General features: G+C 46.6%; 11 protein-coding genes. 2 read left to right on the forward strand and 9 right to left on the reverse strand.

From position 1 onward, the window contains the following. Positions 1-29: 29 nt before the first annotated feature. The 3 genes from NBH07_RS07770 to NBH07_RS07780 all read right to left on the reverse strand — a co-directional run bounded on the left by NBH07_RS07770 (position 30) and on the right by NBH07_RS07780 (position 3,701). Positions 30-2,306: a GH92 family glycosyl hydrolase gene (locus NBH07_RS07770; RefSeq protein ID WP_009018037.1), complete on the reverse strand. Its 2,277-nt coding sequence runs from the start codon at positions 2,304-2,306 to the stop codon at positions 30-32. An 86-nt stretch (positions 2,307-2,392) separates the two neighbouring features. Next, positions 2,393-2,986, reverse strand: coding sequence for an acyltransferase (locus tag NBH07_RS07775; RefSeq protein WP_009018036.1), 594 nt, complete (start codon positions 2,984-2,986; stop codon positions 2,393-2,395). 10 nt (positions 2,987-2,996) lie between these two features. Further along, on the reverse strand, positions 2,997-3,701 hold the full coding sequence (locus NBH07_RS07780) for an SAM-dependent methyltransferase (RefSeq protein WP_005854278.1): 705 nt from the start codon (positions 3,699-3,701) through the stop codon (positions 2,997-2,999). Between the two features lie 53 nt (positions 3,702-3,754). Here NBH07_RS07780 and NBH07_RS07785 point away from each other — a divergent pair, with 53 nt between their 5' ends. Then, the gene (locus NBH07_RS07785) at positions 3,755-5,152 is read left to right on the forward strand and encodes a methyltransferase RsmF C-terminal domain-like protein (protein WP_009018035.1); all 1,398 of its coding nucleotides are present in this window, start codon (positions 3,755-3,757) and stop codon (positions 5,150-5,152) included. 116 nt (positions 5,153-5,268) lie between these two features. On the opposite strand, the gene NBH07_RS07790 is transcribed toward NBH07_RS07785, so the two are convergent. The 3 genes from NBH07_RS07790 to NBH07_RS07800 all read right to left on the reverse strand — a co-directional run bounded on the left by NBH07_RS07790 (position 5,269) and on the right by NBH07_RS07800 (position 9,238). Continuing rightward, positions 5,269-6,273, reverse strand: a complete 1,005-nt coding sequence (locus tag NBH07_RS07790) for a DUF4837 family protein (protein ID WP_008780002.1) — start codon at positions 6,271-6,273, stop codon at positions 5,269-5,271. 197 nt (positions 6,274-6,470) lie between these two features. After that, a complete protein-coding gene (locus NBH07_RS07795; protein WP_005864237.1) occupies positions 6,471-7,154 on the reverse strand; it encodes a hypothetical protein in 684 nt (227 codons plus the stop codon). 5 nt (positions 7,155-7,159) lie between these two features. Then, a complete protein-coding gene (locus NBH07_RS07800) occupies positions 7,160-9,238 on the reverse strand; it encodes an RNA degradosome polyphosphate kinase (RefSeq protein WP_005854272.1) in 2,079 nt (692 codons plus the stop codon). A 58-nt stretch (positions 9,239-9,296) separates the two neighbouring features. Here NBH07_RS07800 and NBH07_RS07805 point away from each other — a divergent pair, with 58 nt between their 5' ends. Beyond that, on the forward strand, positions 9,297-9,797 hold the full coding sequence (locus NBH07_RS07805) for a metallophosphoesterase family protein (protein WP_009018034.1): 501 nt from the start codon (positions 9,297-9,299) through the stop codon (positions 9,795-9,797). A gap of 5 nt (positions 9,798-9,802) precedes the next feature. Here the strand turns inward: NBH07_RS07805 and NBH07_RS07810 are convergent, their stop codons facing one another. From NBH07_RS07810 to NBH07_RS07820, 3 genes are all read right to left on the reverse strand, one after another. Beyond that, positions 9,803-10,921, reverse strand: a complete 1,119-nt coding sequence (locus NBH07_RS07810) for a hypothetical protein (RefSeq protein WP_005854270.1) — start codon at positions 10,919-10,921, stop codon at positions 9,803-9,805. Positions 10,922-10,984: 63 nt separating this feature from the next. Continuing rightward, a complete protein-coding gene (gene lipA / locus NBH07_RS07815; RefSeq protein WP_005854269.1) occupies positions 10,985-11,830 on the reverse strand; it encodes a lipoyl synthase in 846 nt (281 codons plus the stop codon). Positions 11,831-11,833: 3 nt separating this feature from the next. Beyond that, complete coding sequence (locus NBH07_RS07820) at positions 11,834-14,008, reverse strand: S9 family peptidase (protein ID WP_009018033.1); 2,175 nt, start codon at positions 14,006-14,008, stop codon at positions 11,834-11,836. Between the last annotated feature and the right edge of the window lie 9 nt (positions 14,009-14,017).

The raw sequence follows: 14,017 nt of genomic DNA on the forward strand, positions 1-14,017 counted from the left end.
ACAGGCTTACAATGGGCATCATGGTTTTCTTATTCCAACGAGAAAGAATACGGACGATCGCTATCTTGTATACCTCGCTGTTTATTAGGGGTATCACTCATTTGGTATTGGATCTTCACGCCACCTAGCAACTGCTCGTGTGTCAAGAAATTGCGGGTGTAGGTCTTGCCGTTTACTTTCATAGCCTTGATGTAACGATTTTCCCGATCGGCCTTGTCCGCTTGGATCAACACCTGCTTTCCGTTATCCAGATGGAGTTTTACGGATTTGAACAAAGGAGTTCCCAGCACATATTGATCCGTGCCCGGACATACGGTATAGAAGCCTAAGGCAGAGAACACATACCATGCGGAAGTCTGTCCGTTATCCTCATCGCCGCAATAGCCATCCGCCTCAGCGGTATAAAGTTTGTGCATGATCTCGCGCACCCAGTATTGGGCTTTCCAAGGCTCGCCGGAATAGTTGTATAGATATACCATATGCTGGATGGGTTGGTTTCCGTGGGCGTATTGTCCCATATTCATTACTTGCATCTCACGCATCTCATGGATCATACCGCGGCTATCCATACCCAAACGGCTAGGCATCTTGAAGACGGAATCCATCATGTGGTTGAATTCCTTCTTTCCTCCCATTAAGTCGATAAGACCTTGCGGGTCGTGGAAAACACAGAAACTCCAATGCCAGCTATTACCCTCGCAGAAATCACGGCTCCAGTCCGTACCTTTAAAAGAAGGGTTGAACTCGCCCTTATCAGAGCGTCCGACCATCAACTTATATTTTGGGTCGTACACATTCTTATAGTTGTTAGCCCGTTGCTTGAAGATATCGATCTCGCTTGCCGGCTTGCCTAGTTTCTTTCCTAACGCATAAATTGTCCAGTCATTATAAGCATATTCCAAGGTACGAGCTACGTTTTGTCCGATACCGATATTATTCGGTACATAACCCAGTTTATTATACTCCTCGTAAGCGACACGACCGGAAGCCGTTCTCGGCAGTTGGCTATTCGCGTCATGCTTCAAAGCTTCCCAAAGCGTCTCGATATCGTATCCTCTCAAGCCTTTGATATAAGCGTCGGCTACCACGGAAGCGGAGTTATTGCCGACCATGCAATCCCGGTGGCCCGGACTTGCCCATTCCGGCAAGAAACCGCTCTCTTTATAAGCGTTCACCAAACCTTCCTGCATCTTTTGGTTCATCTCCGGATACATCAGGTTCAAGAAGGGGAAAAGACAACGGAACGTATCCCAGAAACCGGTATCGGTAAACATATAGCCCGGCAAGACCTCACCGTTATAAGGGCTATAATGCATGACTTGCCCTTTGGCGTCGATCTCATAGAAGCTACGGGGGAAAAGCAAGGAACGATACAAGCAAGAATAGAAAGTACGCAAGTTATCGATGTTCGTATCCTCTACCTCGATCTTACCTAATTCCCGGTTCCAGATTTCCTTCCCTTTGGTCACTAGCTGATCGAAACCAGTATCTCCCACCTCACGCAAGTTTAACTCGGCCTGCTCGGTGCTGATGAAAGAAGAAGCCACGTTGGCATGCACCACCTCGCCGGACTTTGTCTCAAAACCGATGATAGCGCCGGCATGGTTTGTCTTCACCTCCGACTCATCCAACTGGATCGCCCCGTTCTTAACCGTAGAGGAGAACGTGAATGGCTTATCGAACTGGATCACGAAATAATTCTTGAAGTTACGGGGAACACCGCCCGTGTTCTTCGTGGAATAACCGATGATCTTACGTTCCGCAGGCAATACCTTTATATAAGAGCCTTTATCGAAAGCGTCGATGACGATATACGCTTTCTTGGTTTCCGGGAATGTAAAGCGGAACTTAGCCGCACGTTCCGTCGGAACCAACTCGGTAGTCACGTCATGATCGGCTAGATAGACCTTATAATAATAAGGTGTAGCTACTTCCCCTTTGTGAGAGAACCAGCTAGCCCGTTTCTCCTCGTCGAAGACCAAGCCTTCGGTAGTAGGCATAATGGAAAACTGCCCGTAATCGTTCATCCACGGGCTCGGTTGATGGGTTTGCTTGAATCCCCGGATCTTATCCGCGTCGTAACGATAGGTCCAGCCGTTGCCCATCTCGCCGGTCTGGGGAGTCCAGAAGTTCATACCCCAAGGCATAGCCGTGGCCGGATAGGTATTTCCGGTAGATAATTCGTACTTGGATTGGGTACCGACTAACGTATTCACGTAGTCTACAGGATTCTCTACGGCGGAAAGCTGCATGCAACAGGCTATCCCTATCGCTAAAAACCCTTGCTTGAAAAAAGATGTTTTCATGTTTGTATAGAATATTAATATTGTCTGTATTGTAGAGACGGGGCGTGCCCCGTCTCATCCCTGCAAAATAGTAATTTAAGATACGATCAGTCTGTGGAAGACGGGGCACGCCCCGTCTCTACAACTTGGTGATTGTGTAGGCGGTAACGTTGGCCGCTTTCCGGACAGGTGGCGAATCCCTCGGAGTCAAATACAAGGCGATGGCCGTACTCGCTTACCCAACCGATCTGCCGCGATGGATTTCCTACAACCAGCGCATAAGCCGGAACATCCTTCGTTACCACCGCCCCGGCACCGATCATGGCATACCGCCCGACCGTATGTCCACAAATAATCGTAGCGTTAGCTCCGATCGAGGCCCCCTTGCCAATCACCGTCTCCTTATACTGGTCTTTCCGAGAGACAGCGCTACGCGGATTGGTTACATTTGTAAACACGCAACTAGGCCCCAAGAACACATCATCCTCGCAAATCACACCCGTATAAATAGAGACATTGTTCTGTACCTTCACGTTATTCCCTAAGACCACGCCCGGCGATACGACTACATTCTGGCCGATATTACACGCCCTGCCAATCACGCATCCCGTCATGATATGGGAAAAATGCCAGATATGGGTTCCTTCCCCGATCTCACAACCGGCATCGATTACCGCTGTCTCGTGCGCTTGATAACTCATATCAATCCTTTTATTTATAGATTAGGAAAATAGTGGGCTTCTTGCTCAGATCGGGAACTTTACCCGCCCATTCCTTGACCGGGCGAGTATGGATATACTCATCCTCACACGTTATATTCGAGGCAATACACAGTTTCGTAGACGGACGGCACGTACGGATCAACTCCTCGGCCAGTTTATTATTCCGGTAAGGAGTCTCGATAAACAATTGCGTCTGATGCTCGGAATAAATTCTTCCCTCCAATTTCTTGATCGTGTTCGTTCGCTCGGAAGCATCAATCGGCAGATAACCGTGAAAAGCGAAACTCTGTCCGTTAAAGCCCGATCCCATCACCGACATCAAGATAGACGAAGGCCCGACCAACGGTACCACCGGATAATCCTTCCGTTGGGCGATAGCCACTACGTCAGCACCCGGATCAGCGATCGCCGGACAACCCGCCTCCGAGATCACGCCAACGCTCTCGCCTTTCGCCAAAGGAGCCAGATAACCAGCTACTTGTTCCGGTGAGGTATGTTTATTCAGCTCATAAAATGTCAAGTCATCGATCACGATCCCCGGCTCCACCTTTTTCAAGAAACGGCGTGCCGTACGCACGTTTTCCACGATAAAATGCCGGATGGATAAGATCACGTCACGGTTGTACTCTGGTAAAACACGGCGATGTTCCGTATCGCCCAAGGTAACTGGTATAAGGAAAAGAGATGCTCGCATACTGTTTGTTTTCCGCGAAAGTAGTATTTTTGCCGCAAACTAACAGAATAATCATGGCACTTCCTATTGATTTTATTACCCGTACACGGGCTTTACTTGGCGAGGAGTTCGATCGTTTAGAGGCAGCGTTAAGCGCTGATGTTCCCGTAAGTATCCGTATCAACCCGATGAAAGGGACTCCCGCTCCCAAAGCAGGTGCTCCAGTCGCTTGGTGCGAGAGCGGTTTTTATTTGCCGGAACGGTTGTCTTTCACCTTCGATCCTCTATTCCATGCGGGGGCCTATTACGTGCAGGAAGCGTCTTCCATGTTTCTGGAACAAGCGATCAAGGCATACGTGAAAGAGCCGGTACGTTGCCTGGATTTATGCGCCGCCCCGGGTGGCAAGTCCACGCATCTGGCGAGCTTATTGCCGGATGGAAGCCTGTTAGTGAGCAATGAGGTGATCCGCAGCCGGAGTTATGTATTGGCCGAGAATATCGCTAAATGGGGCCACCCGGACACGATCGTTATCAATAATGACCCGGAGGAGATCGGCGAGGCATTGCCTCATCTGTTCGACGTGATCGTCACCGACGTACCTTGTTCCGGTGAGGGCATGTTCCGGAAAGATACGGATAGCACAGGCGAATGGAGCGTAGATAACGTACGGCTTTGCGCCTCCCGTGGGCGGCGCATCATCCATGATATCTGGAACGCCTTGAAACCCGGAGGTATCTTGATCTACAGTACATGTACCTATAATACGGAAGAGGATGAGGAGAACATACATTATATAATAGAGGAGCTGGGAGCCGAGGCATTGCCTATCCCTACCCAAGAGGAATGGCAGATCACCGGCGCCCTCCGGTTTGAACATCCGGTTTACCGCTTCTTCCCGCATAAGACACGGGGCGAAGGCTTTTTCCTCGCCGCCCTCCGGAAAGCGGAAGGCGAGATCGAGGAAATTCGTGTCAAGTCCAAAGGGAAAAAAGAGCGAGGAAAAGCCGCTCCGTCCATCCCACAGGAGGCCCGTCTGTTCCTTTCGGATGAAACTTCGTTTTCTCTCGAATGGAACGGCAGTTTCCTTCGAGCGTATCCCAAAGCCCATTCGGATCTATTTTCACTCATCAATGCCAAGCCTTTACGGGTACTTTCCGCCGGTATTTGCCTAGGAGAAGCGAAAGGGAAAGACTTTATCCCATCTCAAGAGCTGGCTTTAAGTACTGCCTTAACCCCCAATGCATTTCCATCCGTGGAACTGGAATGGGAAGACGCTATTAAATTCTTAAAGAAAGAGGCGCTCGTCTTACCCTCCGGTACAGATAAGGGATATGTGTTGGTACGCTACCAAGGACTTCCGCTAGGTTTTGTAAAGAACCTTGGCAACCGGGCCAATAACCTGTATCCGCAAGAGTGGCGTATACGGACGGGATATATTCCGGAGGAAATCAAACTATTTTTAGGACGATAAGACCACTATACAGGCATAAAGCCACACGTATATACGTATAAGACCACACTTACGTACGTGTAGGCCGATGCGTATATACGCATGAGGTTACGCCTATATACGTGAGAGAATCAATCCTAATCCACGAATCGCAACGTAAACAAGGCGGCCTCCATCCGGCGGATCAAGTTCGCCTTTTTTGATTCCGGGGCATAGACAAAGCTTTCCGCTACGATAACCCGCCCTTTTTTCTTGTCGAGCAGGGCATGGCTGACGAACGGGCCGCCCATCTTATCTCCTTCCATACGCCAAAGACCACGCAATACGCCGCGGTATTCGCCACGATAGGTGATCGGCTCGTAAGAAAGCTCGAAACGCTGCTCAGTCTTCATATAAGAATTCGGGAAAGAGCCCGGTACGTTCCGCTTCACTACAGAATCACGCATAGCGACCAGATAATCTTCGGTAAATGCCTCTTGAGTCGTATAGGGAAAACTATATACCAAGATATCAGTCCGTCCCCGATTTGCGTTATTCGAACCCCAAAAGAAATCGGTCTCTTCCTTATAGGCCGACATATCTTCCGGCACGAACAGCGAGATACCGAAACGGGACTTCAACTTCTCATTGATCCAACTGCTATGGCTCTTAGAAAGTCCAACTATCCAACGTTCCCTTTCCACTCGATTGAAATGGTTGACCAACCGTCCTTCATTTAATAAAAGGAACTCGGTTAAAGCAGCGGTAGTCGGAGCATACAGAGTCACAACATTCTGACCGCTGGCCCATTCATCGGGACTCTCTCTTGTTCCAGCTTTCGTATACCGGTTAGGATCTACAGATACGATCAAGATATTTCGTACGTATCGTAATAAACCGGAAAAGCCCGATGGCTCCGAATAGGTGACACGCATAGATGCTTCCGCTTGAGGCAAAGCAGGTATCGGCGCTCGCAATTGTTCTTGCAGCAACTCCCCCACCTCACCATTCCATGCGTCTCGATCCATTACAACCACCACCTCGAAAGGCCATCCGGTAGCCCGCCGTAGCGAGGCCACCGGAGAGGACGAAGTCCAATCACAAGCGGAAAGCCCCACCATTAGGCTAAGGCTGATCCATAGTAGTACAGTTTGTGTTCTCATAGCATTCCTGATTATTCGTTCTTAAAAATTAAATCACACACCGCAAAAGTACAGGAAGGATCGTAAAGAGGAAAGAAATGGTACCGGACAAAACAAGCGAACATCAAACAACTAATAATCACACATATAAACCACGCAATGGGAGATAAACGGATAATATTGCCGGACAATCACGACAAACAAAATAACTTTAAGCTTTATAATAAACGGACATAGGCATCCAAATCCGTCTTTTCATCCAAGCCTAGACGTTTTTTTAAACGGCCTTTCGATTTGGTTAACGCATCCGGAGTATTATTAAACACGGCTAGTTGCTCCTTTCGGGAGAAATTCCATTTGATCAAGCAACATATTTCCTGCTCATGGCGGGTAATACTGTATTTATTTCTCAGATCGGTTAAGAAGTTATTAAACAGAAGATCGGTCATACCAATAATCTCAGCCCATTCCTCTTTACTTGGATTCACATGGAGAGGATCATCTTTAAGGGCACATAAAAGCTTAGGTACATCCACATCTACTTTTCCGGTAGCATTGTCCAATAAGTTATTATCGCCGGAAAGAACAAGGATCTCTCTCTCCAACTGCTCCATCTTCTGGCGATAGGCCGTCAGCTCCGTCTCGATCCGGTCATAAGCCTCCGAGCGGATGACCAGAGAATCCCGTTCCCGCTCCAAGCGTACGACTTGCTCTTGATAGGAGGCTAATTGTTGTTTATAGCGATACATATTCGCTTTATTCTGCCGAATGCGAGAACGGACAGATTCATTTCTCTCCCGGATACGTCCCGTACGTACTCCCAACAAAAAGCTAAATACCACCGCCACGATCAAGGCTAAGCAACCAGCCCCCCAATCAACAAATCCCCAAAACTCCCCCATCCCGGTTACCGTATGGATTTATTTCTCAAATAATCATAGATAGCCAATTGCGAACGCACTTTTACCGGATTATCATCACACTTAAAATTATTACGTAACTCGCCATCCAAATAACAAGCTTTCACGTTGTCACTTAGCTGGATATTCAAGATATCGATTATCTCCCTCTTCAGATCCGGATCGAGGATCGGGAAAGCCGTCTCGATCCGTCGGTTCAAATTCCGACGCATCCAATCAGCCGAGGTAAGGAAAAGATCCTCCTGACCATCATTCAGAAAATACCAAACCCGTGAATGCTCCAAAAACATATCCACGATACGAGTAACCCGGATGTTTGCGCTATAAGGTTGGTTCGGTACCAGGCAACAAATCCCCCGAACAATCAGATCGATCTCTACCCCCGCCTCACTCGCATGATAGAGTTCCTCGATCATATGTTGGTCATGCAGTCCGTTCATCTTTAATATGATCCGTCCTTTTCGGCCTTCCCGCACATGCTCGATCTCCCGCCGAATCCTACCAGTCAATTCCGAGACCATATTGAAACGGGCCACCAACAAATGGCGGAAAGTAGGTTCTTTCATACGCCCTTCCAAAACAGCGAATACTTTATTGATATCCGTAATAATCTCCGTATTCGAAGTCAACAGCGCCATATCCGAATAGATCTTAGCCGTCTTCTCATTGAAATTACCGGTACTCAAATAGGCGAAATCACGCCGTTTAAGTCCCTCGGACGTATCCTTCCGAAGAATGACCGCAACCTTCGCATGTACTTTCAAGCCCGGAATACTATAAATGATACGAATACCGGCCTGCTCCATACGCTCTGCCGTACTCATATTATTCTCCTCGTCGAAACGGGCTTTCAATTCCACAAATACCGTCACTTTCTTACCATTCTGGGCAGCGCTGACCAGCGTATTAATCACGGCCGAATTCTCTGCCACTCGATACTGGGTAATCTTGATCTCATCCACCTTCGGATCAAAGGCCGCCTCCATCAAAAAGCGGATCAAATAATCAAACGACTCATAAGGGAAATGCAATAAGATATCCCGCTTCTTCACGGCCTTGAATACCGACCCCATCTCATCGAGGAAAGGCACACGCATAGGCACCGGTGGCTGCTGCTCTAAATGCTTTCCCGCCGGATTCGGCAATTTCATCAAGTCCTGCAAATTATTATATCGTCCACCTAACACCAAGTCCTCCGACGTAATACCAAAGGCATCGCAAACAAAAGCCAGAAAATCATCCGGCATCGCTTGATCATACATAAAACGGCTCAAGGCTCCGATCTTGCGTTTCTTTACCTTCTTACGGATATTCTCCACGATATTCGCCCGGCTCTCATCATCCAAATAAATATCCGCATCCCGGGAAATCTTGATGCTGTAACAGCCATCAATAATATAACCGGGAAAAACATTCTGTAAATTCGCACGGATAATGTCGTCGATAAACATGATATAATATTTCCCGTCATGCGGAGGCAACTCGATAAAACGGGGAACTTTCGCATAAGGAATCTTCATCAACGCATAATGATACTCGGGTACGAAGCCCGGCTCATTCATCCGCTTGCTCCGCTTAATCATACGGATCACAAGGTAAAGCCGACGATCCCGGATGAACGTACGTATATCACCGGCTTGAATCATGACCGGCGACAGGAATGGGAAAACCTCCTCATTAAAGAAATTATGGACAAACTCTTCATGGAAAGGTTCCGGCTTCTCATTCTGGTATAAGTAAACATTCTGGCGATTCAATTCCGGCAATATCTTCTCCGAGAAAATACGGTAATAGTCCCGTTGCTGGCGGTTAACCTCCCGGGTAATAGCCGCCAAGGTCTCTTCCGCCTCAGCTGCGCTCTCCTCCGAATAATTCTTTTTCATGATTACCCCCCGGTGTTCCGCAACCCGGATCTCATAAAATTCTTCTAGATTCGAGGAATAGATAGAAAGGAACTTAATACGCTCATAAATAGGCAGCGTATCATCTTCCGCTTCCAGCAAGACACGGTAGTTAAACGACAACCAGCTTAAGTCCCGTTTAAAATATTGATATGAATTCTCCATAATATTCTTATCTTAGGCGTGTAAATATAGATACTTTCGAGCAATAAAAGAAATTGTTATGATTAAAGTTGGATTGCTTTCAGACACCCATGCGTACTGGGATGATAAGTACGCCGAATATTTTAAAGATTGCGATGAAATCTGGCATGCGGGCGATATAGGCTCCGATCTTTTGGCCGCAAAATTCGAGGCTTTGAAACCTTTCAGGGCCGTATACGGAAATATAGACGGACAAGCCATTCGCCTGCAATATCCTAAAGTAGCTCATTTCAAGGTAGAAGACGTGAACGTTATGATGACTCATATCGGAGGTTATCCGGGCCGCTACAATCCCGAGATCCGCAAAGAATTATACGATACACGGCCAAATCTATTCATCTCCGGACATTCGCATATCCTGAAAGTAGTATTCGATCGAAGCTTGAAGTGTCTGCATATGAATCCGGGAGCGGCTGGAAAAAGTGGCTTTCATCAAGTACGTACCTTATTACGTTTCGTTATTGAGGGAAAGGATATCAAAGATTTGGAAGTTATAGAGCTAGGGAATCGGGCATTATAAGATGATTAGTTACCGCAACAGAAACTCTCGGCGAAAAGAATCGTATTTTGCAAATAAGCGAACTCTTTCTCAAAATATTCGCTAAATACCCCGGAACTCAAGTTCTCCTCGATTTGTTTCGCTGTCCAAAGCTTTCCGCTACGGCGCTTACATTGATTTAATTGCTCTTCCGTACGTAAACAAATAACATAGAGAGATACCAAATGTTTCACCTTCTCGTTCTCAAATGTATAACGGATCAGGAAGCGTGGAGCAATTGATTTATCTTGCGCCAAACTTCCGAGAGTCTCTTTGACCGTGCTATCTATACTATGTCGGAAGAGCACGTAATTATGGAACGGATAATCCATCGTATCCGGAGAGACAAACTCATCCTTACTTCGTCTCACCAGATATAACATACCATTATAAACAACGGCGATACGCACGATCGGATGATAGTATTTCTTCGGTAAAGAGCGGCTGACCGAACGTGCGATACAACCGATCACCTTCCCATTGTCATTCAATACGGGAACCCACATTTCCTTTTTCAAGCTACCTTGCATCAAGGACAAACGTATTTGCTCATAAACAATGACCAAAACACCGATTACCAATCCCAACTCCCGGTATAAGAAACGTTCGGTACGCATATTCTGCATCGTTTCCGGCAAGATGCTATATAACAAGATGATGAAAAGATGCAACGTGTACAGGTTCTGTACCAACTGAGCGAGGAAATAAAATTCGTTCAAGGTAGTACGAAGCAAAGTACGTTTAAAAGAGGGACGTTTCGAATCGCGTATACGTTGTATGACCGTTCTCCTCGTGAACCCTACGATCGCTAACGCCACGACCAGTAATACTTCCGTGATAAGAGGAGAGTATATAAACAACACAGGTTCAAGCTTGAGACAAAGAAATACGGAATATAAGACCAATGTGCCCGCCGATGGCAGAAGCATAAATTGGTACACCTTATCCTTGCTCAACACTTGAAACAAAAAAATACAAACAAAACAGAAAGTAACCCCAATTATAAAGGATAATAAATAAGAAAAATAATTGTCCAAAAACATGAACAACAACAACGGCAATAAACCTATCGCCTGATTATCTAGACCTTTCTTTACTCTGTTCATTCCTTCCCCCCCTTTAGTCCACTTTTATATTAATAACAACAAAGATTGTCAAAAGTTCATGAATCATATATGCTTTTCCGCATGGTACGACGAGCGCACCAGCGGAGCGCTCTCTACTTTCTTAAAACCTTTGTTAACGGCCTGTTGTCTATAATATTCAAAGCGTTCAGGAGTCACATATTCAGAGACGGGAATATTCTTGCGAGAGGGCTGTAAATACTGCCCGATTGTCAAAACAGAAACACCCGCCTGCAAAACATCATCCATTAATTCAAGCACCTCATCCTCGGTCTCACCCAGTCCGACCATGATACCAGTCTTGGCTACCACACCCCGCTCAGCGATTCGTCGCAAAACGGATAAGCTCACGTCATACTTAGCGGCGCTACGCACTTGCGGACTGATACGGCGTACAGTCTCCATATTATGGGAGATAATCTCAGGCGCCGCATCCACGACCTGATCAACCAGATCCAATCGTCCTTGAAAATCCGGGATTAAGACTTCCACGGTCGTTTGAGGATTCACCTCTTTGATCGTACGGATCGTATTTACCCAATGAGAAGCGCCTAAGTCTGGTAAGTCATCACGATCAACGGACGTGATCACCGCATGCTTGAGATTCATTAAACGGATGCTCTCCGCTACATTCGCAGGCTCTTTCGGGTCCAACGGAAGAGGTTTACCCGTTAGCGTATTACAAAAACGACAAGAGCGAGTACAGATCTCACCACCGATCATGAATGTAGCTGTTCCCCGGCTCCAACATTCACCCATATTCGGGCATTTACCACTTGTGCATATTGTGTGAAGGCAATGAGATTCAACAATACTTTTTGTCTTCGTGAATTGCTCATTTCCGCCAAGCCGGATCTTCAACCAATCCGGCTTTCTTAAATGCTGCGCCATGTCTTACAAATTATTGAATAAATAATTAGCCATCTTCGTATACAAATGGTAACGGGTATTACCACCATATATGCTATGATTCCGATCTTTATAAACATGCATATCGAACTGCTTATTGGCTTGAACCAAAGCCTCGGCATATTCCATTGTTTGCATAAAATGAACATTATCATCGGCGGTTCCATGAACCAGCAATAACTTGCCTTGTAAGTCTTTCACCCGGCGTAACGGAGAGGTAGCCGCATAGCCCTCGAAATTCTCTTGCGGGGTACGCATGAAACGCTCCGTATAAACGGAGTCATAATATTTCCAGTCCGTCGGAGGAGCTACAGCGATACCCACCTTAAACGTTCCGTTTCCGGCACTCAAGGCCATCAACGTGTTATAACCTCCGAAACTCCAACCCCAGATCGCGATACGATCCTTATCGATATAAGGTAACTTGCCTAACGCTTGCGCAGCCTCCACTTGGTCTCTGGATTCCAGCTCGCCCATTCTCAAATAAGTACATTTACGGAATGCCTCACCACGGGCACCGGTTCCACGACCATCCACACATACCACGATAATACCATTTGAGGCCAGATATTGCTCCCAATCGAAACCGTATTGATCCAATACTTGCTGGGAGTTAGGGCCACTATATTGCGTCATCATCACCGGATATTTCTTCGACGGGTCAAAATCAGCGGGTTTTACGATCCAAGCGTTGAACTCATAATCCGAAGCCGTATGTACCTTCATAAATTCCTTCTTAGCAAAAACATATTCCTTCAGCTTACTCTTCAATGCTGCGTTATCTTGCAGAACACGTAGTTCCTTTTTGGTCTTCGTCTCATTCACCGTAATCTTCGCCGGGGTATTCGCATTGGAATAGGTATTCACGAAATAAGCGAAATTGTCACTAAAGACCGCCTTGTTCATACCCTCTTCCGTGGAGAGTTTTGTCTTCACGCCTTTCGCGTCGATCTTATAGATAGAGCGGCGGATCGGGCTTTCCTCGGCAGACTCGTAATAGAAAGTCTTCGTATTCTCATCCACACCTAGAAAGGCCGTGACATCCCAGTTCCCTTGAGTTACCTGACGTTGCATAACACCTGTCGGGGAATACAAATAAATATGGGAATAGCCATCTTGTTCACTCACATAGGTAAACCCATTGTTCAAGAACTGGATGGAAGTCAACCAATCAGAATCCACGTAGCATTTATTTTCCTCACGCAAGATCAAACGGAACACACCGCTCTTCGGATTTGCATAATACATATTGAATACATTCTGCTGGCGGTTCAATGTCATGATAGCCAACTGATCCGGATTCTGCGTGAAAGTAATGCGGGGAATATAGAAGTCGCCTTCTACCGGGACCTTCATCTCTTTCGTGTCTTTGGTGACTACGCTATAAGAATGTACGGAGACCTTTGAATTCTTCTGCCCGGCCTTCGGATATTTATATTCGTAATACCCCGGATAAAGTCCCTCACCATACATCTGCATAGAATATTCGGGCACCTCGGACTCGTCAAAACGGACAAAGGCCAGATACTCGCTATCGGGAGACCACGCCATTAGATTTGTCACCGCGAATTCTTCCTCATACACCCAATCCGTGATACCATTCAATATCTTATTCAACTCACCGTCCTTGGTAACTTGTACCTCGGTATCAAAATCAAACTTACGTATCCAAATATTATTATCCCGTACATAAGCGCACATACGACCATCCGGCGAGAATGTCGGGATCATTTGCTTACCCTTGGCATCGGAAATAGGCTTCACATAATTACGACGTACGTCATAATCATAAACCACAGCCTTGGTAGAGCGACGATAAATAGACTCCGTATCCCTCCAAACCAAGATATGATGCCCGGTGCTGCTGATTGTATATCCATCAAAATCCGTAAAGGTACATTCACGAGCTTTACGGGCATTAAACAATGTATCCACAGGATTTCCCGTACGATAGGAATATTTAATGATCATACTCTTATCGGCGTTCATGGCTGTGTAGTGTTCTCCATCCGGCAGGGATCGCATCTCTCCGATAGCCGTCACTTGACGAAATTTCCCATCGGTTATTTCTTTTAAGTCAACATGCTTGCTTCCGGTTTGTGCGGCCACACTTCCGAATACGGCCAACGAAAGCAATAAACTAAAACCTAATCGTTTCATTTATACTCT

Source organism: Parabacteroides sp. B2-S-102, from assembly GCF_023656665.1.
GTDB classification, from domain to species: Bacteria; Bacteroidota; Bacteroidia; order Bacteroidales; family Tannerellaceae; genus Parabacteroides; species Parabacteroides distasonis.